Raw genomic sequence first — 20,458 nt, 5'->3', positions numbered from 1 at the left:
TTTGCTCCCGCTGTTTAGTGGTACTAAACAGCGGGGTCGAGGTCATGTGCAGAGGTCAAACCCGCTGTCGTCACGACCTCGCCGCGTAGCGGGGCCCACAGGCGTATCGAGCTGGAGAGGGATCGCCGCCGTCACTCCCCCGATCGCGGCCGAGCGGAAGCGGCCGGCGACCCGGAACCCATACGGGGCCGCGTCTTCTCGGGCGGGAGGAGCCACCTCCTGCCGCCCCGGCCCAGCCACCGCGAGGGACCCGCACCCGTTCGTTCGCGCAGGCGTACCGCTCCACGCACTCCTTCACCCACCCATGACGAGCCGGTACCGGCCCGTGAGCCGAAAGGTGATCGCGATGACCGACCTCTCCAAGACAGGGCACGCCGAAGCACCCGGCGGTGAAGCGGGATCGGGCAACCCGCTCCACCGTGGGCTCGGCGTGTCGCAGATCGTTTTCATGGTCGTCGCCGCGGCGGCACCGCTCGGCCTCGTGGCCGGCGGGGTGCCGCTCGCCCTCGCCGTGAGCGGCAGCCCGGGGATGCCGCTGTACTTCGCGCTGTCCACCGTGCTTCTGCTGGTCTTCGCGGTCGGCTTCACACTGATGGCCGGACGGGTACGCGACGCGGGCGCCTTCTACGCCTACGTCCAGGCGGGGCTCGGCCGCATACCCGGCCTCTCGGCAGCGACCCTCGCACTCTTCTCCTACACGCTGCTTCTCGTCGGGGTGAACGCCTATGTCGGGGTCGCCGCGAGCAACGTCATCGAGCGGTACGCCGACGTCGGCTCCCCGTGGTGGGCCTGGGCGCTCGTCTCGCTGGGCGTCATCGCCTTCCTGGGCTACCGCGACATCGAACTGAGCGCCAAGGTGCTCGGTGCCGTGCTGGTGCTGGAATCCCTGCTGCTCCTGGTCCTGGACCTCGGCATCGTGGGCCACGGCGGCGCCCACGGACTGACGGCCGAGCCGGTGTCGCCCTCGATCGTGGGCACCGGCTCCCTGGGCCTCGGCGTCATGTTCGCCCTCTTCGGGTTCATCGGCTTCGAGGCGACGGCCGTGTTCCGCCACGAGGCGAAGGACCCCGACGTCACGGTCCCGCGGGCGACGTACATCGCGATCCTGGTGATCGGAGCCTTCTACTCGTTCACCGTGTGGGCGATCGTGGTGGGGGCCGGCGTCGACTCGGTGGTCGGAGCCGCGCAGGCCGACCCCGAGGGCCTGGTCCTCACGCTGACGCGGAGCTACGTGGGGTCCGTCTGGGCCGACGCCATGCAACTCCTGCTGATCACCAGCCAGTTCGCTTGCGTACTGGCCTTTCACAACGTCGTGACGCGCTACCAGTTCGCGCTGTCCCGGGCCGGCGCGCTTCCGGCGTCGCTGAGCGTCGTCCACCCCCGGCACCGCGCACCGTCGGCGTCCTCGGCCGTCGCCTCGGCGGTCGCGTTCGTCACCACGCTCGTCGTCGCCTCGCTCGGCCTCGACCCGATCGGGGACCTCTACGCCTGGTTCTCCGGCGCCGCCACGCTCGGCATCGTCCTGCTGATGGCGGCCACCAGCCTCGCCGTCGTCGGCTTCTTCCGGCGCACCGACGGGCGGCCGTCGGTGTGGCGGACGGTCGTGGCCCCGGCCGTCGCCTTCCTCGGCCTGGCCTGCGTGGTCTGCATGATGGTCGCCAACTTCCCGCTTCTTGTCGGCACCACCACGGGTGCCTGGGTGATCGGCGGCCTCGTCGCCCTCTCGGCCGTGGCCGGCGCGGTGCAGGCCCTCGTCCTGCGCGCGCGCCGACCGGATGTCTACGAGCGCCTCTGAGCGACGTGCCGGTCAGCTCATGAGCCGCAAGGGCGCGGCCGGTCTGTGCACCGTGCACCGCCCCCGGAGGAAGCCGGTGCCCAGTGTCGTTCTCACCACGGCCGTGGCCCGTGACAGTGGGGTACCAGGCAACCGCCACCGGCGAAGTCCGGTTTCACCGAGCACCGTGTCGCGGGCGGGCCGACCGAGGCGCCCGAGGGAGTGACGTTGAAGAATCGGACTGTCGTGGTGGGGCTCGGTGCCACTGGCCGGGCCATCGCCTCTTCCTTGCTGCGACGCGCGGACGTGGAGATCGTGGGAGCGGCGGACCGGCACCCCCGCGTGGTCGGTCAGGACCTCGGAGTGCTCCTCGGCGGCGTCGCGAACGGTGTCGTCGTCGTGAGCGACCCGGCCGAGCTGCCCGCCGCCGACCTCGCGATCGTGGCGACCGTCTCGGATCTGCACAGGGCGGCCGACGTCCTGCTGCCGCTGCTGGAACGTTCGTACAACGTCCTGAGCATCTGCGAAGAGCTGGCCCATCCATGGCGGAGCCACCCCGGTCTGGCCCGGCGGCTCGACGACACGGCGAAGGCGCACGGTGTGACCGTCCTGGGCAGCGGGGCGAACCCGGGCGTCCTGATGGACACCCTTCCTCTCCTCCTGACCGCACTGACCCAGCGCGTGGAGAGCGTGCGGATCCGCCGGCGGACGAACATGTCACGCTACGGCGCGATCCTGTCGAAGTTCGGCCTCGGTCTGACCATGCGCGAGTTCGCGACGGCTCGCAGCCGGGGCGAGGTCGTCGGGCACCACGGCTTCGAGCAGGCCATCGGGGCGCTCGCGGCAGGGCTCGGATGGGATCTCGACTCGGTGGACGTGGGAGAGGTCGAACCCGCTGTCGTGACGACTTCGCCGCGCGTAGGGGACCACCTGCGCATCGAACCGGGGCAGATCGCGGCGGTCACCCACGCCGCCCGGGGCGTGCTCAAGGGCGAGGTGGTGATCGATCTGGAGATCACGTTCGGGTTCTTCGAGCCGGCCGACGAGGTGGCCGCGGGCGACGACTACCGGATCGTCGGAGAGGAGCAGGTCGTCGACCTCCGTTCCTCCGTGGGCTTCGATTCCTTCCTCAGCACCGTCGCGGCGGCGGTCAACGCCTCCACCGCGGTCGTCGAGGCGCGTCCCGGTCTCCTGACGATGGGGGACCTGCCCGTCCGTTCGGTCGCGGCCAAGGGAGAGCGGCGAGCGGACCGGGCCTCACTCGGGGCCACGACTTCTCAGGACTGAGAGAGCACGAAGTGGGGCGGACGCCCCACCTGGAAGGAGATCGGGACAGCATGAGGACCGACAGCACGAAGTACACCGGCTTCACCGGCTGGATCGACCCGCCGGACGACGTGCAGCCCGCGCTGGACGGCGACCTCACCTGTGACATCGCCGTCATCGGCGGCGGCATGGGTGGCATGGCGGCCGCGCTGCGCCTCGCGGAGCGCGACCAGGACGTCGTCCTGCTGGAGGCCGAGTTCTGCGGCTACGGCTCGGCCTCGCGCAACGGCGGTCAGATCGCCGGGGCGCCGGGCGGCGACCTGCGGATGCTCAGCCTCCAGTCCCCGAAGAAGATGCCGGTCATGGCCAGACTGGCGGAGCACGCGGGCCGCTACGTGGAAGACCTCATCAAGAGGCACGACATCGACTGCGACTACGTGGCGAACGGCCTGGTGTGGGGTGCGGTCTCCCCCCTCATGATGCTCAGGGTGCGTACCCAGGCGGCGATCCTGCGCGCCTTCGGTGGGGGCGGGACCGTCGGCAGCAGAGAGGAGCTCGGCCTCCCCGCCGGCTTCGTGGGCGGGATGCGGGAATCCATCGGCGGGATGCTGAACCCGGGCAAGCTCGCCCGTGGTGTGCGCCGCGCACTGCTCGCGTCCCCGGCCAAGGTCTTCGAGCGGACGCGGGTGAGCGATGTCCGGCGCACGGGCGGCACCGTCGAGATCACGACACCGCACGGCACCGTGCGGGCCGGCAAGGTGCTGCTCGCGACCAGCGTCTACGGCGGCGAGTGGGACATCACGCCCAAGAACCTCGCGACGCCGCTGTACGTCATCGAGATCGAGTCGGAACCCATCGCGCCGGAGCGGCTCGCCGCGCTCGGCTGGACCAGTCGGTCCGGCATCATCACCCAGCACCAGTTGATGACCCACTACCGGCTCACCGAGCGCAACACCATCGTCTGCGGGGTCCGCAAAGCGCAGCGAGGCCAGACCTACCCGCTCCCGGACCGGGTCCCGGATCCCGCTGTCGTGCGGGACATGGGGAAGGACCTGGCCAACCGGTTCCCGTCGCTGTCCGACGTGGCCATCGAGCGGGCCTGGGGCGGTTGGATCGGCATCAGCCCGGACTGGCTGTCGGTCGCCGGGCAGGTGGGTGACAACGTCTTCTACGCGATGGCCTGCAACGGCCACGGCCTCTGCCAGGTGCCGTACGTGACCCATCAGCTCGCCGACTACATCGTCGACGGCGAGATGTCGGACGACCTCGCCGGCATCTGGTCGGACGCCTCGAAGTACTCGTCGTCGATGTCGCTGCTGTTGCGGCCGTTCGTCCTCCGGGCCGTCTGGGGGCTGGACCGGTTCAACGACTTCTTCAACGGCAGCAGGACACGGGCCCGGCGGGCGCTCCGCCGTGGCAGGCGCGAGGGTTCCTGAGGGTTCGGGCGACGCCTGCTCCGTGACGGCGCGGCGCGAGATCGCCACCCGTGACGACGAGACCGCCGGGTCCTGCGAAACGGCCGCCGCCCCCGCACCACCCCCGACGCGGGCCCGGCATGCGACGACAGGATCTAGGCGGGCCCTCGCGCGGCGCGCGGCAGGGGAGGCGACAGGACCCAGAGGACCTCGCTCACCGTCCGACCCGGATTGTCGAACTGGTGAAGCGTCTGCCCGGAGAACGACGTGGACACCCCCGCCGACAGCATCCGGGTCTCGCCCCCGACGATCAGACGGGTCGAGCCGCTCAGCCCCATCGCGAAGACCGTGGCGGTGTCGAGCCGATAGGGCCCTCCGGTGCCCCCGCCCGGCTCGATCACGGAACGGAAGACCTGGAACGCCGTGGTGCCGGCGGGCGTGAGCAGGTACTCGGCCACGCCCTCACCGCCCATGTCGATCCGGTTCCCACCGTCCACGACGTGCTCTTCGGGGTACGCGAAAAGCTCCCCGACCCCGATCCGCAGCACCTCGCAGACGCGCAGCAACGTCGGGACGGACACGCTGGTGAGCCCACGCTCCAACTGGCTCAGAAAGCCCTTGGTGACCTCTGCCCGGTGCGCGACCTCCGTCAACGACAGGCCGCGGTCGAGCCTGATCTTCCGCAGCCGCGCACCCGTGGACGCTTCGAGGGCGGCGGCGCCGCGTTCCGCTCCTTCTGCTGTCCCGTCGTCACCGATGGACATGGTGTGCTCACCGCCCGTCCCGAGGCCGAGGTCGTGTGCCTGTCAGGTGACGGGCCGACCCGGACGAGTCCTCTCCGTGGCACGAGGCTAAGGCATGCGCCCCAGGGGCGGTCGGTGCGCCCTCGCAGAGGGGGAGGGGGGCGTCCAGCCCCTTGTGGCGCCGTCGAGGGCGTGGTAAACCTGCCGCCGTTTAGTGGGAGTAAACAGCGGTCGGGGGCAGGCGACGCCTTCGCCGTCGGCCAGGCCGCCGACGAGCCCTTCATCGGTCTGGAACACGGCATGTCGGGAGCCTCGCCTCCCCGAGAGCAGAGGGACACTGAGAACATGGAAGAGCTGTGGCCCCCGCCCTCGCGTGAGGTCGCCGATGCGATCAGGTCCCTGTGCCAGCGCCTGCTGACGGAGACGGACGCCCTGATCGACGCCTTCGCAAGGCCCTCTCTCGTCGCCCAGAACGATCCCGCTCTCCTCGCGGACGCCTCACTGGTCGAGGAGGATCGCGCGCTCAACCGCTCCGAGGTGGTCCAATGGCTGACCGCGAACGTCCAGCAACCGGGGCGGAGGGTGGAGCCCTACGTCAGCCCGAGGACCACGGCGTACATCAACGACCTCGTCTCCCGGGGCATCGCGCCCGACTTCGCCGGTGCCTGGCGCGTGGCCCTGGGGATCGGCTGGCGGCGATGGCTGGAGGAATGCGTGGCGGACTGCGCGGACCCCGATCTTCTCGTGGGGGTCCTGGACGTGACGGCGCAGTCGCTGGTGCAGTACGCCCTCGACTCCGTCGCGGCCCTGCGGCAGGCCGGCCTCGCCGCGGCGATGGGAAACACGGATGCCGAGGGGATCGCACTGATCCAGCTGATCGCCAGTGGGGCGCCGATGGCGGAGGACCTCGCCGAAGGACGCCTGCGCTACCGGATGGCGCGGTGGCACGTGGGCCTCGTCCTCTGGGTCGACGATCCCCAGGAGGCCGACGCCCTGGACGAGGCGATCGCCGCCGTGCGCTGTTCCGCCGGAGGCCGAAGCGCTTTGGTGGCGCGCGCCAGCGCCACGTCGCGGTGGATCTGGCTCTCGGGGGAAGCCGTCCCGGACCTTCACCATGTCGAGAAGGACCTCGCGGCGACCGACGAAGTGCGCGCGGCGGTGGGGAGGTCGGGGCGCGGACTCGAAGGATTCCGCTCCAGCCACCAGGACGCCCTCGCGGCCCAGGCGCTGGTGATTCGGCTGGGGTCCGAGCGGCGGTTCACCGCCTACGCCGACGTCGAGCTGATCGACGCGCTCACGAAGGACCGGCCCGGCGCACGCCGGTTCGTCGTCAACACCCTCGGGCCGTTGGCCGAAGCCGACACAGCCCTGCGGCAGGCACTGCTCACCTACGTGCAGTGCGGCTTCAGCACCACCCGGGCGGCCGCCGACCTCTACGCGCACCGCAACACCGTCGAACGGCGCGTCTCACGCGCCAACGAACTCTCGGCCGTCAAGGTGGAGGACAACCCGACCCATGTGGCGGCGGCGCTCCTGGTGCTGGACATCGCCCCTGACATCGTGACGATCGCCCCGAGCTGAGCTCACGAGGCACGGACCGCGGTCGGCATCTGCCGGGCGTCGCCAAGGGGCGGCCCTGGACCGGTCGACGGGCCAAGGGGTCGTTTTGCGCCGAATGGCGCGAAATCGGTGTCCGACAGGTCTACGGGGTGGAGACAGGCAGAGGAGCTCGCTCGGTTGATGGCTCATCAGGTGAGTCGGCATGGGCCGCAGTGCGTTCCCTCGGAATTGCCCGAGCGGCCGCCGATGACGGCGCGAAAGCACAGGTGGGGGACCGTATCGCCTGACCGGAGCGACGTTCCTCACAAAGATCGTTCGGTGCGTCCCGGTGTGCAGTCGGAACCGCCCTTGACCTGCACGAAGCAGGCAGGGAGTCGTCTCAGAGGAGTTCACCGCGCTATGCACTCTCTTCATTCGAACACGTTGAGGCCGGCGAAGCTGAAGCACCGCAAGGCGGGGGAGTGCCGGGAGGTGCCGTTGCCGCGATCGGTGCGGGAGACGATCGAGCGGTACGCGGAGAAGCACGCAACCACGAAGGACGGCTACCTGCTGCGCGGCCCCGGCGGCTACTTCACCGAGGGCATGGAGCGGCGTCGGGTGAGGAGGCTCTTCGCGGACCTCCCGCCGGAGGAGGGGGTGGGGACGTAGGGCTTCCGGCACCACTTCGCCTCGAACGCCCTCGGGAACGGCATCCCCATCACCGACGTGGCGGAGTGGGCGGGGCACGAGTCCGTCGAGGAGACGAACCTGACCTACCGGCACCTGATGCCGGGCAGCATCACCAAGGCCGCCCGGATCCTCGACGCCGGCCTCTGGGAAGCAGCCTGATTGCGCCGCGGGGAGAGCCATAGGGGGAGGCATCTGCGTAGCGTGAGAACGGTCCATGAGCGGTCTCCGTTGTGTGGCTGGTAGGGGGCCGCGGTGCCGCCGGTAGGGGCACCGGCGGCTTGAAGGCCCTGTTGCCGACGAACGGAGCTTTTCGCGAGTCTTCGTCACCACTCCGCGAAGGAGCCGTCCTTGTGACGCCAGACCGGGTTGCGCCAGCGGTGGCCGGTCTCGGCTGCCCGCTCCACGGCCTTCGCGTCGACCTCGATGCCGAGGCCGGGTGCGGTGAGGAGGGCGACGTGCCCGTCCTCGTAGCGGAAGACGGAGGGGTCGACGAGGTAGTCGAGGAGGTCGGAGCCGGTGTTGTAGTGGATGCCGAGGCTCTGCTCCTGGATGAGCAGGTTGGGCGTGGCGAAGCCGACCTGGAGGCAGGAGGCGAGGGCGATGGGGCCGAGCGGGCAGTGTGGGGCGAGGGAGACGTCGTACGCCTCCGCCATCGCGGCGATCCGGCGGGTCTCGGAGATGCCGCCCGCGTGCGAGAGGTCGGGCTGGGCGACGGCGATGCCCTGGCCGAGGACCTTCTTGAAGTCCCAGCGGGAGTAGAGGCGTTCGCCGGTGGCGACGGGGATCGAGGTGGAGCGGACGACCTCGCCGATGTGGTCGCTCATCTCCGGGACGACCGGTTCCTCCACGAAGAAGGGCAGGTACGGCTCCAGGAGCGGCAGGATCCGGCGGGCCATCGGGAGGGTGAGGCGGCCGTGGAAGTCGACGGCGATGTCGAAGGAGTCGCCCACCGCCTCCCGGATGCTCGCGACCCGTTCGACGATGCCGTGCACGGCCGCGGGGGTGTCGATGAACTCCAGCTGCGGCGAGGCGTTCATCTTGATCGCGGTGAAGCCCTCGGCCTTCCGGGCGAGCGCCTGCTCCACGACGTCCTCGGGGCGGTCGCCGCCGATCCAGCTGTAGACGCGGACCCGGTCGCGGACGGGTCCGCCGAGGAGGTCCCAGACGGGGACGCCGAGCGCCTTGCCCTTGATGTCCCACAGGGCCTGGTCGATGCCGGCGACGGCGCTGGAGAGGACCGGTCCGCCCCGGTAGAAGCCGCCCTTGGTGAGGACCTGCCAGTGGTCCTCGATCCGCATCGGGTCCTGTCCGATCAGGTAGTCGGAGAGTTCGTCGACGGCGGCGGCGACGGTGTGGGCGCGGCCCTCGACGACGGGTTCGCCCCAGCCGGTGATCCCCTCGTCGGTGTCGATCCGCAGGAAGCACCAGCGGGGGGCGACGAGGTAGGTGCGCAGGGAGGTGATCTTCACTTCGACTCCTTCTTGACCGACCAGCCGCCGTCGACGACGAGTTCGGTACCGGTGATGTAGGCGGCGTCCGACGACGCGAGGAAGGCCACCGCAGAGGCGACCTCGTCCGCGGCGCCGAGACGGCGCAGCGCGGTGGCGTCCGCGGAGAGCCGTCGGTCCTCCTCGGACACGGTGTCCCACACCTCGGTGAGGATCGGGCCGGGAAGGACGGAGTTGAAGCGGACGTCGGGGCCGTACTCGACGGCGAGCTGGCGCATCAGCGCGCACGCCCCGCCCTTGGACGCCGCGTAGGCGGGATAGCCGGGCAGACCGAAATGGGCGTGCACGCTGGACGTGGCGACGAACGCGCCGTTCGTCTCGCGCAGGTCGTCCAGGAAGGTGCGGACGGCGAGGAACAGCGCCTTCAGGTTGACGGCGAGTTCGCGGTCCCACCCGTAGGCGTCCAGATCCTGTGCCGCGGCGTCACGGTGCATGAAGGCGTTGCTGTGCAGGATGCCGACCGGGCCGGGGACGGCCCGGGTCCGCTCGCGCAGCCGGAGCCAGTCCGTCTCCGAGGAGACGTCGCAGTGGACGTAGAGGGCGGAGCCACCGGACCGGCGGATGCCGTCGGCGACTCTTTCTCCGGCGTCGTCGGCGATGTCGGCCAGGACGACCGTGGCGCCCTCGGAGGCCAGTCGGCGCGCGCTGGCCGCGCCGATGCCGGAGGCGGCGCCGGTCACGACCGCGGTGGTGCCAGCGAAGCGTTGCATGGAATGGTCCCTTCTTGTTCTGGACCGGGGCGGACGGATGACACCGTCAGCGCCGGATGTCGTCTCCCGTGAGGAGAGAGCCCTCCGCGCGGCGGGGCAGTCCCTCCCAGTCGCCGGGCACGGACACGGAGAACGCGCCGCAGATCGCGGCGGTACGCAGCCTCTCGGCAGGGGCGGCGCCGTCCAGGAGACCCGACAGGTAGCCGGCGACGAAGGAGTCACCCGCTCCGATGGGGTCCACGGCTGTGACCGGGACGGCTGCCTGGACGAAGACCTCGTCGTCGACGAGGGCGAGGGCGCCGTCGGCGCCGAGCTTGATCACGCACTGCCGTGGGCCGAGCTCCGCGAGCGCTCGGGCGGTGTGGGCGGCGCCCGTCGCCTCCACCAGCAGCCCGGCCTCGTCGAGACCGGCGAAGACGATGTCCGCCTCCTGGGCGAGCGGCCGGAGGACCGCCGTGGCCTCTGCGGGAGACCACAGCGTGCTGCGGTAGTTGACGTCCAGCGAGACGGTCGTCCCCGCGGTCCGGGCGACGGCCACGGCGTGGCGGACCGCTTCCAGCGGGCCGGGTCCCAACGCCGGCGTGATGCCGGTGACGTGCAGGATATGGGCGCCGGCGATGAGGTCCGGGTCGACGTCCTCGGGGCTCAGGCCGGCTCCGGCCTGTCCCTTGCGGTAGTAGGCGGCCAGGATGCGGTCGGAGGTACGGCGCTGGCGGAGCATCAGGCCGGTGGGCAAGGAGGGGTCGACGCGCACGTGGGTGGCGTCGACGCCCTCGGCGCGCAGGGCGGTGAGGATCATCGTCCCCGCCGCGTCCGCGCCGACGACGCCGGTCCAGGCGGCGCGGTGGCCCTGGCGGCAGACTCCGATGGCCACGGTCGCCTCGGCTCCGGCGAACGACAGGCGAGCGGTCGCTCCGGGGAAGAGGGGACCCGCTTCACTGAGGGAGACGGCGAGCATCGCCTCTCCCAGGGTCACGAGGTCGGTCATCGCCGGGCTCCCGCGAGGGACGAGACGAGGCGGGCGGCGCGCTCGCGGAGGGCGCCGAGGTCGCCGCCCTCGCACGCGTCGCCCACGAGGGGGCTGCCCATGCCGACGGCCTGGGCACCGGCCGCGATGTAGGCAGCCGCCTCCTCGACCGATATGCCCCCGGTGGGCACGAGGGGCACGTGGGGCAGAGGAGCCCGAAGAGCGCGGACGTACGCGGGACCGCCGGTGAAGGAGGCCGGGAAGAGCTTGACCATCGTGGCGCCTTCCTGCCAGGCCCCGAGTATCTCGGTCGGGGTGACGGCTCCCGGGAGGACCGGTACTCCGAGGTGGCGGGCCTCCCTGATGACGTCGGCGGAGACGGCGGGGGTGATGAGATAGCGGGCGCCGGCGGCGACGGCCTGCTCGGCCTGCCGGGGCGTGGTGACCGTGCCGGCCCCCAGGGCGAGGCCGTCGGGGAGGTCCTGGGCGAACTCCCTCAACACGTCCAGGACCCCCGGGGTCGTGAGGGTGAACTCGATGGCCCGCACGCCTTGCGCGCACAGGACTTCGGCGACTTCCGGGAAGCGGGCGGCGGAACCGGATCGGAGGATCGCCACCACGGGAGTCGCGGCGAGGGCGGTCGTGAGCGAGGTCATGGGGTGTGCTCCGTCGTGAGGTCTTCGTACAGGTGCGGGGTCTGGCCGACGGCGCCGGGCCGGCAGACGAAGAGGCGTCCGGCGTCCCGCTGCGTGCGCAGTTGGTCCGGAGCGAGTTCCTCCCGCGCGGTGGTGATCACGAGGATGTCCAGCGCGGGTCCGGCGAAGGCGCAGCTGGAGACGTGCGAGGTGGGGACCTCGACCACCGTGAGGAGGGCCCCGTCCGGGGCGAAGGCACGGACCTCGCCGGCACCCCAGACCGCCACCCAGACGTTCCCGCGGGCGTCGACGGTCAGCCCGTCGGGCACACCGCGGTCGAGACGTGCGAAGGGCCGGCGGTTCGAGGGGGTGCCCGTGACGAGGTCGTAGTCGTACACGTCCACCCGGCGGGTGGGGCTGTCGGCGTAGTAGAGGAGCCGGCCGTCGGGGCTCCACCCCAGACCGTTGGAGATCGTGACCGGGTCGACGACGGGAGTGAGTCCGGTCCGGTCGAGGCGGTAGAGCGTCCCCGCGCCGGGATCGGTGCTCAGCGCCATGGTTCCGGCGAAGAGCCGGCCCAAGGGGTCGCAGGCGGCGTCGTTGAACCGCCGCCGGACGTGGTCGGTGCGTTCCGGCAGCGTGGCGATCGTCGCGGTCCCCTTCGGCCCCACGCCGAGGATCGAGGTGCCGGCCGGGGCGAGCAGCGTGCCGTTCCAGGAGGGAAGGACGGCGCCCACGGTGACGCCGAGGTCGAGGGAGTCGCGGACGGCGATGTCCGGCAGACCGCTGTCGTCGCCCCGCTGCGTGAGGACCCCGCGGTGGACGAGTCCGGCGGTGATGTCGACCCAGAGGAGTTCTTGCGAGCGGTGGTCCCAGACCGGGCCCTCGGAAAGCCGTCCGGGGGCGGGGGCACAGGGCAGGGCTGTTGTTCGGTGCATGTGAGGAGTCCCTTCCGCTGGGAAAGCTAACGGTTCCTCTAACTGTTGTAAATAGTGGATGGAGTACATTGTGCAACCGTTGGAGGAAGGCCACGAGGGCGTGGCCCCGGAGAGGGCGGGTCGTGGCCAACCGCAGTGCTCAGGACATCAGACGCCTCAACCGATTCGAGGTGCTGCGCCGGTTCCACGCCTCCAGCGGGCCTCGGACGCGGCAGGACCTGGCCTCCGAGACGGCACTCTCGTTCGCGACCGTCTCCAATCTCACCTCCGAGCTGATCGGCGAGGGCGTACTGGTCGAGGCGGGACACGCACAGTCCGGCGGTGGCCGCCCGCGTGCGCTGCTCACCCTCAACGCGGAACGGGGCACCCTCATCGGCGTGGACGTCGGAGAGACCTCCGTCCGCACCGAGCTGTTCGACCTGGCGCTAGGGAAGATGGCCGTCGACGAAAGGCCCGTCACCCCCGAGGACGTGACCCCCGATCAGATCGCCGATCTGATCGAGGCGGGCGCGGGCGCCGTCCTCGCCGCAGCGGAGTCCCCCCGCTCCCGTGTCCTGGGGGCCGGCATCAGTCTCCCCGGGCTCGTCGAGCGGGAGCGAGGGGTCTCGACCTACTCCCCCTACTGGGCCTGGCGGGACGTGCCGATGCGGGACCGTCTGGCCGAACGCCTCGAGCTCCCGGTCCACCTGGACAACCCGCTCAAGGCCAGTGCCCTCGCCGAGATGTGGTTCGGTGCCGGGCGGGACGTCGACAACCTCGTCGTCGTCATGCTCCGCTCCGGAGTCGGGGCCGGTCTCGCCCTGGACGGCACGCTCTACCGCGGTGCCACGAACAGCGCGGGAGAGTGGGGGCACAGCTGCCTGGTCTTCGAGGGCCGACGGTGCCGCTGCGGAAACCTCGGCTGCGTCGAGGCGTACGTGGGGACCGCGGGCATCGCCGAGACCCTCCGTGCGCTGGCCCCCGACGACCCCCTGCTCGCCCAGGCCGACGGCGCCGCGGCGTCGCTGCTCACCGGCCTCGCCGCCAGGGCGGCCGAGAGTGATCCGATCGCTCTCGCGGTGATCAGGCGGACCGCCGCCTATCTGGGGGCGGCACTCGGCAACCTGGTGAACCTCCTCAACCCCGAGACCCTCGTCCTCGGCGACCAGGTGGCCGCGCACCTCGGCGAACGTCTCCTCGCCGAGACGAGGGCGGCTCTGGCCGGCCACACCCTCGCCCAGCCCCTCCGCGCCGTCACGCTTCGGCTCAGCTCGTTGCCGCACGACGCGGTGAGCCGGGGCGCGGCCGCCCTGGCCTTCGAGGGTTTCCTCAACGACCGTGAGGTCTTCGGCCCGGTGAGCCGTACGCGTGGGGTCAAAGCCCGCGCCGAGGGGCGCGGGTGACGGGCAGGCTCCCGTCCACTCTCGCCGACGTCGCCCGGCGCCGGTGGGGCGTGCCCCAGCCTTCGGCTTGAGGGGCGAGGCCCGTCCCGCCCCGAGAGGCCGAACAAACAAATTTCAACATCTTCATGGTGAACGCAGTGCGCCCTGAGCCGCTGAGCAAGCGGGCGGTGGCGTGCCGTTGCCCCCCATGTCGGCCCTGGTAACGGAGCAGTATCGATCCGGGGGGCCTGGACTCGCATGTTGACTTTTGGTGAGGTCGGCGCTTTTCTGTGGTGTGTCTAGTTGATTAATGGTGCGCTGCGGTGACTTCAACGTTTCTGAAGTGCCCCAGTCGCTCACTCGCATGGCCGTCCGCCCAGACCGGAACCGTCGTTCCCTTCTCCTCGCGGCGACCTCTGCGACACCACCTGATCCACGCCGCATCGGTCGGCCGCGCGCGGCCGCCAGGCAAGGGGAATGACATGTTCACGGAATACCACCGGCGCCCGATCGCGGCGACCGCACTGGGGCTGGCCACCGTCCTTGCGCTTGCCTCCTGCTCCAGTGGCCAGCAGGCGTCGGGTTCGGGGGGCGGCGGAGACGTCGCCAAGGTCGACGGCAAGATATCGCTGACGTACCTCCAGAAGCAGGGCGACCAGGAGTACTTCGTCGGAGAGGCGGCCGGCGCCAAGGCCAAGGCGGACGAACTCGGTATCGACCTGAAGGTCGTCAACCTCGGTACCGACGCCAACAAGACCATCAGCGAGGCGCAGTCGGCGATCTCGCAGAAGAGCAACGGCCTCATCGTCGTCGTCCCCGACCCGGCCGTCGGCCCCCAGGTCGCCCAGATCGCCAAGGATGCCAAGGTTGCCCTGCTCACCTCCGACGACCAGATCTGCACGACCGGACCGGACCCGTCCTCGTGTCCCCCCGACGCCCTCGTCCCCCGGATCGGCTTCAGCGGTGCCCAGATGGGCGGCGAGGTCGGCAAGCGCGCCGCCGCCGAGTTCAAGAAGGCCGGCTGGAACCCGGCGGAGACCCGCACCATCTCCGCCTGGAAGCAGGACGTGACCGTCTGCACCGACCGCGTCAAGGCGGCCAAGGACGCTTTCGCCGCCGGGGCCGGCGCCAAGGTGCAGAACATCGACGTCCCCACGGACAACAGCCCCACCGGCGCGCAGGACAAGATCGCGGCCACCGTCACCGCCAACCCGGACGTCAAGCACTGGGTGGTCTGGGGCTGCAACGACGAGAACGTCCAAGGCGGGGTGACCGCGCTGGAGAACGCCGGCTTCAAGGCCGACGACGTCATCGGCGTGGGCCTCGGCGCCTACCTCGCCTGCAAGAACTGGAGCTCGGGCAAGCCGTCCGGCATGAGGGCCGCCCTGTTCATCAACGGCGAGGACGTCGGCGCCCTGGCCGTGCAGACCATGTACGACAAGCTCAAGAACGGCAAGGAGTTCCCGAAGGAGGCATTCGCCCCGACCACCATGGTCGACGCCGCCACCTGGAAGTCCGCCGGAGTCACCTGCGGCTGAGCGCCGCCCCCCGACGCCGGTGCGGCGCACAGCCCCCGCCCGCCGCACCGGCCCCTCCCCGTCCCTCCAGCACGTGAGGCCAGCATGACCACACCCGGCACCCCACCCCCCACACAGGCGACCCCAGGTGTCGGTGTCGCCGTCGAGAACATCACCAAGCGCTTCGGTGCCGTCCAGGCCCTGAGCGGCGTCACCCTCACCTTCCCTCCCGGGCAGGTCACCGCCCTCATGGGCGAGAACGGCGCCGGCAAGTCCACGTTGCTGAAGATCCTCACAGGCGACCACCAGCCCACCGAAGGGCGCCTCCTCCTCGCCGGCGCGCCGGTCTCCTTCGCCTCGCCGCACGACGCCCGCCGGGCCGGGATCCGCATCATCCCGCAGGAGCCGGAGATCATCCCGCACGTCTCCGTGGCGGAGAACGTCTACGCCGGATCACTGCCCCGCAAGGCCGGCCGACGCCTCGACCGCGCCGAACTGCACCGCAGGATCACCTCGGACCTGGCACGGCTCGGCTTCGAGAAGGTCATCGACCCCAACCAGCTCGGGTCCGAACTGACACCCGCACAGAGGCAGTTGGTGGAGATCCTGCGCGCCCTCACCGGCGACGCGAAGGTCATCGCCTTCGACGAGCCGACCTCCTCGCTCGCGGAGAACGAGGCCGAGGCGCTGTTCGCCCTCATCGACCGGCTGCGCGCCCAGGGCATCGCGATCATCTATGTCTCCCACCGCATGAAGGAGATCTTCCGGCTCGCGGACCGCATCGCCGTGCTCCGCGACGGCACCTCCGCCGGCGTTCTCGACGCCGCCGCGACCACCGAGGGCGAAGTCGTGCGGATGATGGTCGGCCGCGACCTCTCCTCGCTCTTCGTGCGCCAGGACGTCGCCCGCGACGACGTCGTCCTGGAACTGGACGGCGTCACCACCGACGACGTCACCGACATCAGCCTCCGGATCAGGGCCGGAGAAGTCGTCGCCCTCGCCGGCCTGATGGGCGCCGGCCGTTCGGAGCTGGGGCTCGCCCTCGCCGGCGACCGCCCCCTGCGCTCCGGCCGGATCACCCTGAACGGCCGTCCGCTGCGGCTGCGCAGCCCGAAGGACGCCATTCGGGCGGGCATCGGCCTGGCCCCGGAGGAGCGCAAGGCTCAGGCGCTCTTCCTGCACCGGTCCATCCGCGACAACACCTCCCTGGTCAGCCTGGAACGCCTGCGCCGGATGCGTTTCGTCCGCCGCGGCCAGGAGCAGGCCGCCGCCCAGGACTTCTCCGACCGGCTCAGGGTGCGCACCCCGTCCATCGAGCACGAGGTCCGCAAACTGTCCGGCGGCAACCAGCAGAAGGTCGTCCTCGCCCGGTGGCTGCTGCGCCGGCCGAAGGTCCTGATCCTCGACGAGCCGACCCGCGGCATCGACATCGGTGCCAAGGCGGAGATCTACCGGATCATCGCCGACCTCGCCCGGGACGGTGTCGCCCTCCTCGTGATCTCCTCCGAGCTCCCCGAGGTGCTCGGTCTCGCCGACCGGATCGTGGTGATGCAGGGCGGCCGCGTCACCGGCGAACTCGGCCGCGCCGAGGCCACCGAGGAAGCGATCCTCAACCTCGCCATGGCCGACGACCTCGCGCCCCTCGACCCCGCCCCCACCCCGGCCGCCGCCCGGCCCCGTACCGACTCCACCCATGGAGGCCCCCGATGACCACCGCCACCACCTCCCCTGCCGAGGCCGAGAAGGCTCCGCCGGCGGCGCGCAAGCGCTCCCCGCTGGCCGCCCTCGGCGGGCAGAACCTCAGCCTGATCGGTGCGCTCGTCGTCGTCCTCGGCCTGTTCGGCGCCCTCAACGAGAACTACCTCAGCCTCTCGAACCTCCAGGTGATCGCCGAGGCCGCCACCATCACCGGCCTCCTCGCCATCGTGCAGACCGTGGTCATCATCTGCGGCGGCCTGGACATCTCCGTCGGCTCCCAGGTCGGCGTCGCCTCGGTCGTCAGCGCCATGGTCTTCACCAGCACCGGTTCCAGCGCCTTCGTCGGCATGCTCGCCGCCGTCGGCGTCGGCGTCCTGGTGGGCGCCCTCAACGGCCTCGTCATCGTCTACGGCCGCGTCAACCCGACCATCGCCACCCTCGCGGGACTCGCCGCCTACAAGGGCCTCGCCCAGCTCCTGTCCGACGGCCGTGCCCAGGGGTACGTCCTCAACGACCCGGTCTTCGTCTTCCTCGGCCGCGGCAAGATCGCCGGACTGCCCGTCATGGTCTGGATCCTCATCGTCGTCGCGATCGCCGTGCACGTGATGCTCAAATACACCGACATCGGCCGCAACCTCTACGCGATCGGCGGCAACGACACCGCCGCACGCCTGGCCGGCATCAACATCAACAAGTACCTCGTCGCGGTGTACGCCCTCATCGGCGTCGTCGCCGCCGTCGCGGGCATCCTGCTCACCGCCCGCACCGGCTCCGGGCAGCCCGTCTCCGGCAGCGAGGGCCTCGAACTCAAGGCCATCACCGCGGCCGCCCTCGGCGGCTGCGCCCTCAAGGGCGGCAAGGGAGGCGTCGGCGGTACCCTCCTCGCCGTCGCCCTCCTGGGCGCCCTGGAGAACGGTCTCACGGTCGAGGGCATCAACACCTTCTGGCAGAACGTCGCTCAGGGCGCCCTGCTCGTGGCCGCCGTGGTGATCCAGCAGCGCCGCAACGGCGAACGGGCGGTCGGCCTCCCGCACTGACCCGTCCCGCCACACCGGTGCGTCCGCGCCCGGACGAGGCCCGCTCCCTCGATGGGAGCGGGCCTCGCGGCGTTGAGGAGACGGAAGGGCGGGGCCGGTGGCGGAGGCGAAGGGCGTGGTGGACACGTCGTACATCCGAACCCGCGGCTCCGGCCGCGCATCGGCGCGGAGGAGGGGCCACGCGGTCTCCGGGCTGCCCGGGTGACGTCGCCGGCCCCCGTCGCCACCGGCCTGCGATTGTCGCGGTCACCCGAGTGAGGGGAGCCCGCCGACCGCCGTCCCCGATGGCGTACTCGGACATGGGGGTCCTCCGAGGAGGGCGTCCCCCCCCGGTATAGCCGGTCGCGGCCGCCCACCGTACGCGTGCGCCCGGCGGGCGGCCTGGTGAAACGGCGAAAGCCCTCCCGGAAGCCGGGAGGGCTGGGGTGGAGAGGCGCCGGGATCGGGCGCGCGGGGGACGGGCCCGATCCCGGCGGCGCCGGGCGGTTCTGGCGGTCTACTCCTCGGTCGGCCCGAGGTCGGGCGTCGCGCGGAAGTCGACGGTACGGCTCCGGGGGCCGGCGTGGAGCTCCAAAACGACGATCTCGTTCGTACCGGCGCGCAGGACGGGAGCGGGGACGTACAGCGACTTCTGCGGGCCGCGGGACCAGTACCGGCCCAGCGGGAAGCCGTTGACCCAGGCGTTGCCCTTGGTCCATCCGTCGAGGTGCAGGTAGGTGTCGGCCGGGTCGGTGACGTCGAAGGTTCCCCGGTGGAAGGCCGGGCCCACGGGGGTCGTCGTGGTCGCCGCGAAGGGGACGTCCTCCAGCGTGGCGAGCGGCAGCGGCCGGTTCGTCCACGCCGACGGTTCGACGCCGTCGACCAGGACCGAGCCGAGCAGTCCCTTGCGGTCGTGGATGCCCTGGCCGTAGTTCACCCGGCCCTGGTTCTCCACCAGGATCGAGAGCACGCTGCCCGCCCGCGGGGCCGTGAAGGCCAGGGAGTGCTCGTGGTTCTCGCGCTCCAGGACGCCCACGGGTTGCCCGTCGACGAACACCTGGGCGCGGTCGCGGACGTGCTCGATCTCCAGCAGGGCGGGGCCGCGCACGGGCACGGTGGTCTCGTACAGGACGAAGCCGAAGTCCTGCTCCAGCTCTTCCATGGTCAGCGGCCGGCGCGATGCGATCCGTGAGGTCAGGGCATCCGCGCTCGGGAGCAGCTCGGCGCTCTGCGTCAACGCGACCGCGGGGAGCGACAGTTTGGCGCCCAGAGCGGGTACGGGGGCGTCCGGAACGGGCGCGTACTTGGCGATGACGTCGCGGAAGGCCGTGTACTTCTCCGTCGGGTCCCCGGCCTCGTCGAGCGGCGCGTCGTAGTCGTAGGAGGTGACGGTGGGGCGGTAGGTGTGCTTGTCGTTGGCGCCGTTGGTGAAGCCGAAGTTGGTGCCGCCGTGGAACATGTAGAAGTTCACCGACGCCCCGGCGGCGAGGACCTCGTCGAGCTCGCGTGCGGCGTCGTCGGCGTCGCGGACGACGTGCCGGGCGCCCCAGCGGTCGAACCATCCGATCCAGAACTCCGTGGTCATCAGCGGCCCTTCGGGGCGCTGCGCGCGCAGGGCGGCCAGGTGGTGGGCCGAGCGGCTGCCGAAGTTGGCGGTGGCGAGGACGCCGGGCAGGGCGCCCCGCTCCAGGTCGACCGGCTGGTCGCAGGTGAAGAGCGGGACGTCGACGCCGCAGGCGCGCAAGGAGTCGGCGATGTGCTCCATGTAGGCGCTGTCGTCGCCGTACGCTCCGTACTCGTTCTCCACCTGCACGGCCAGGACCGGGCCGCCCCGGGAGGCGAGGTACGGCCGGAGCGGGGTGAGCAGGCGGCGGAAGAAGTCGTCCACCGCCGCCAGGAACCGCGGGTCGCGGGAACGCAACCGTATGTCCGGCTCGGTGAGCAGCCACGAGGGCAGACCGCCGCCCTCCCATTCCGCGCAGATGTACGGGCCCGGGCGCAGCAGCACGTGCAGGCCCTCGGCGGCGGCGAGGTCGAGGAAGCGGGGGAGGTCGAGCCCGCCGTCGAGGACGAAGCGGTCGGGGCGCGGCTGGTGGAGGTTCCAGGGGACGTAGGTCTCGACGGTGTTGAGGCCCATGAGCCGGGCCTTGCGGAGCCGGTCCTGCCACTGCTCGGGGTGGACCCGGAAGTAGTGCAGCCCGCCGGACAGGAAACGGAAGGGCTTTCCGTCGAGTAGGAATCCGGTCTGGTCTGTCTGGAGAAGGGGCATGCGCTGCTTGCTCCTGTAAGTGAAGGCGTGTGGGGTCGAGGCGTCACCTCTTATGTTTACGCAAACATGAGAGGTGTGGCAAGCCCTTCCCGGAGGCTCGCGGGGCGGAGCGCCTGGGCTCCGCCCCGGGGTGGTGAGGCCTACTTGTTGACGGTGAAGCCCTGGTCGTTGCCGTACTTCACGCTGGCGTCCTGCCAGGCCTTCAGTCCGTCGTCGAGCTTCGTCGGAGAGACGTACGCCTTGCCGACGGTGTCGTTGAAGATCGAGTTCGCGTAGACCTGGAACGGCAGGTAGGACCAGTCCTCGCCGACGTTGCGGGCGGATTCGGCGAAGATCCGGTTGGCCTGCTGGCCGCCGAAGTAGGGGAAGGGCTTGTCGAGGAAGGCCTGGGATTCGAGGTCGGCGCGGGTGG

The 20,458-nt window shown here is 71.1% G+C and carries 15 protein-coding genes and 2 pseudogenes; 9 read left to right on the top strand and 8 right to left on the bottom strand.

Features of this window, described 5'->3' with window-relative positions:
* Positions 1–346: 346 nt before the first annotated feature.
* The 3 genes from IE287_RS34315 (at position 347) to IE287_RS34305 (ending at position 4,476) form a co-directional block, all read left to right on the top strand.
* The gene (locus IE287_RS34315) at positions 347–1,795 is read left to right on the top strand and encodes an APC family permease (protein WP_189853204.1); all 1,449 of its coding nucleotides are present in this window, start codon (positions 347–349) and stop codon (positions 1,793–1,795) included.
* A gap of 267 nt (positions 1,796–2,062) precedes the next feature.
* A complete protein-coding gene (locus IE287_RS34310; RefSeq protein ID WP_229883919.1) occupies positions 2,063–3,061 on the top strand; it encodes a dihydrodipicolinate reductase in 999 nt (332 codons plus the stop codon).
* 50 nt (positions 3,062–3,111) lie between these two features.
* Positions 3,112–4,476 (top strand): NAD(P)/FAD-dependent oxidoreductase, encoded by a 1,365-nt coding sequence (locus tag IE287_RS34305; protein ID WP_189853203.1) that lies wholly within the window; start codon positions 3,112–3,114, stop codon positions 4,474–4,476.
* Positions 4,477–4,610: 134 nt separating this feature from the next.
* Here IE287_RS34305 and IE287_RS34300 read toward each other — a convergent pair whose 3' ends face one another.
* On the bottom strand, positions 4,611–5,219 hold the full coding sequence (locus IE287_RS34300; protein WP_189853201.1) for a helix-turn-helix domain-containing protein: 609 nt from the start codon (positions 5,217–5,219) through the stop codon (positions 4,611–4,613).
* A gap of 324 nt (positions 5,220–5,543) precedes the next feature.
* Between IE287_RS34300 and IE287_RS34295 the strand changes: the two genes are divergently transcribed.
* Positions 5,544–6,779: a PucR family transcriptional regulator gene (locus IE287_RS34295; RefSeq protein WP_189853199.1), complete on the top strand. Its 1,236-nt coding sequence runs from the start codon at positions 5,544–5,546 to the stop codon at positions 6,777–6,779.
* A gap of 387 nt (positions 6,780–7,166) precedes the next feature.
* Positions 7,167–7,586, top strand: a pseudogene (locus tag IE287_RS39565) (tyrosine-type recombinase/integrase); the annotation flags it as partial.
* Positions 7,587–7,750: 164 nt separating this feature from the next.
* Here the strand turns inward: IE287_RS39565 and dgoD are convergent.
* Genes dgoD through IE287_RS34265 form a run of 5 tightly spaced genes read right to left on the bottom strand, consistent with a single transcriptional unit; the run spans position 7,751 to position 12,185 of the window.
* Positions 7,751–8,896 (bottom strand): galactonate dehydratase, encoded by a 1,146-nt coding sequence (gene dgoD, locus IE287_RS34285; RefSeq protein WP_189853196.1) that lies wholly within the window; start codon positions 8,894–8,896, stop codon positions 7,751–7,753.
* The gene (locus IE287_RS34280) at positions 8,893–9,645 is read right to left on the bottom strand and encodes an SDR family NAD(P)-dependent oxidoreductase (protein WP_189853194.1); all 753 of its coding nucleotides are present in this window, start codon (positions 9,643–9,645) and stop codon (positions 8,893–8,895) included. The genes dgoD and IE287_RS34280 overlap by 4 nt, the downstream gene beginning before the upstream one ends.
* Before the next feature lie 46 nt (positions 9,646–9,691).
* Positions 9,692–10,633 carry a sugar kinase gene (locus IE287_RS34275; protein ID WP_189853192.1) on the bottom strand — a complete coding sequence of 314 codons (942 nt, stop codon included), beginning with the start codon at positions 10,631–10,633 and terminating at the stop codon, positions 9,692–9,694.
* On the bottom strand, positions 10,630–11,268 hold the full coding sequence (locus tag IE287_RS34270; protein WP_189853191.1) for a bifunctional 4-hydroxy-2-oxoglutarate aldolase/2-dehydro-3-deoxy-phosphogluconate aldolase: 639 nt from the start codon (positions 11,266–11,268) through the stop codon (positions 10,630–10,632). The genes IE287_RS34275 and IE287_RS34270 overlap by 4 nt, the downstream gene beginning before the upstream one ends.
* Positions 11,265–12,185, bottom strand: coding sequence for an SMP-30/gluconolactonase/LRE family protein (locus IE287_RS34265; protein ID WP_189853189.1), 921 nt, complete (start codon positions 12,183–12,185; stop codon positions 11,265–11,267). The genes IE287_RS34270 and IE287_RS34265 overlap by 4 nt, the downstream gene beginning before the upstream one ends.
* 122 nt (positions 12,186–12,307) lie before the next feature.
* Between IE287_RS34265 and IE287_RS34260 the strand changes: the two genes are divergently transcribed.
* The 4 genes from IE287_RS34260 to IE287_RS34245 all read left to right on the top strand — a co-directional run bounded on the left by IE287_RS34260 (position 12,308) and on the right by IE287_RS34245 (position 17,798).
* On the top strand, positions 12,308–13,567 hold the full coding sequence (locus IE287_RS34260; protein ID WP_189853187.1) for an ROK family protein: 1,260 nt from the start codon (positions 12,308–12,310) through the stop codon (positions 13,565–13,567).
* A 461-nt stretch (positions 13,568–14,028) separates the two neighbouring features.
* Entirely contained in the window at positions 14,029–15,084 is a 1,056-nt protein-coding gene (locus IE287_RS34255; RefSeq protein WP_189853186.1) for a substrate-binding domain-containing protein, read from the top strand.
* Between the two features lie 84 nt (positions 15,085–15,168).
* The gene (locus IE287_RS34250) at positions 15,169–16,773 is read left to right on the top strand and encodes a sugar ABC transporter ATP-binding protein (protein WP_189853185.1); all 1,605 of its coding nucleotides are present in this window, start codon (positions 15,169–15,171) and stop codon (positions 16,771–16,773) included.
* A complete protein-coding gene (locus tag IE287_RS34245; protein ID WP_189853183.1) occupies positions 16,770–17,798 on the top strand; it encodes an ABC transporter permease in 1,029 nt (342 codons plus the stop codon). Before IE287_RS34250 ends, IE287_RS34245 begins: the two co-directional genes overlap by 4 nt.
* A 496-nt stretch (positions 17,799–18,294) precedes the next feature.
* On the opposite strand, the gene IE287_RS34240 is transcribed toward IE287_RS34245, so the two are convergent.
* Both IE287_RS34240 and IE287_RS34235 read right to left on the bottom strand, forming a co-directional pair.
* Positions 18,295–20,046 (bottom strand): glycoside hydrolase family 35 protein, encoded by a 1,752-nt coding sequence (locus IE287_RS34240; RefSeq protein WP_189853182.1) that lies wholly within the window; start codon positions 20,044–20,046, stop codon positions 18,295–18,297.
* Positions 20,047–20,186: 140 nt separating this feature from the next.
* A pseudogene (locus IE287_RS34235) lies at positions 20,187–20,458 on the bottom strand (sugar ABC transporter substrate-binding protein); the annotation flags it as partial.

The organism is Streptomyces omiyaensis, from assembly GCF_014650895.1.
GTDB classification, from domain to species: Bacteria; Actinomycetota; Actinomycetes; order Streptomycetales; family Streptomycetaceae; genus Streptomyces; species Streptomyces omiyaensis.
Note: the sequence above shows the minus strand (reverse complement) of the source record. Positions and strands in the feature narration are given on the sequence as shown.

Excerpts from the sequence above, each read along its gene's own strand:
- IE287_RS34315 (WP_189853204.1), top strand. The coding sequence starts at position 347 with ATGACCGACCTCTCCAAGACAGGGCACGCCGAAGCACCCGGCGGTGAA.
- IE287_RS34305 (WP_189853203.1), top strand. The coding sequence starts at position 3,112 with ATGAGGACCGACAGCACGAAGTACACCGGCTTCACCGGCTGGATCGAC.
- IE287_RS34300 (WP_189853201.1), bottom strand. The coding sequence starts at position 5,219 with ATGTCCATCGGTGACGACGGGACAGCAGAAGGAGCGGAACGCGGCGCC.
- IE287_RS34295 (WP_189853199.1), top strand. The coding sequence starts at position 5,544 with ATGGAAGAGCTGTGGCCCCCGCCCTCGCGTGAGGTCGCCGATGCGATC.
- IE287_RS34280 (WP_189853194.1), bottom strand. The coding sequence starts at position 9,645 with ATGCAACGCTTCGCTGGCACCACCGCGGTCGTGACCGGCGCCGCCTCC.
- IE287_RS34275 (WP_189853192.1), bottom strand. The coding sequence starts at position 10,633 with ATGACCGACCTCGTGACCCTGGGAGAGGCGATGCTCGCCGTCTCCCTC.
- IE287_RS34270 (WP_189853191.1), bottom strand. The coding sequence starts at position 11,268 with ATGACCTCGCTCACGACCGCCCTCGCCGCGACTCCCGTGGTGGCGATC.
- IE287_RS34265 (WP_189853189.1), bottom strand. The coding sequence starts at position 12,185 with ATGCACCGAACAACAGCCCTGCCCTGTGCCCCCGCCCCCGGACGGCTT.
- IE287_RS34255 (WP_189853186.1), top strand. The coding sequence starts at position 14,029 with ATGTTCACGGAATACCACCGGCGCCCGATCGCGGCGACCGCACTGGGG.
- IE287_RS34250 (WP_189853185.1), top strand. The coding sequence starts at position 15,169 with ATGACCACACCCGGCACCCCACCCCCCACACAGGCGACCCCAGGTGTC.
- IE287_RS34245 (WP_189853183.1), top strand. The coding sequence starts at position 16,770 with ATGACCACCGCCACCACCTCCCCTGCCGAGGCCGAGAAGGCTCCGCCG.
- IE287_RS34240 (WP_189853182.1), bottom strand. The coding sequence starts at position 20,046 with ATGCCCCTTCTCCAGACAGACCAGACCGGATTCCTACTCGACGGAAAG.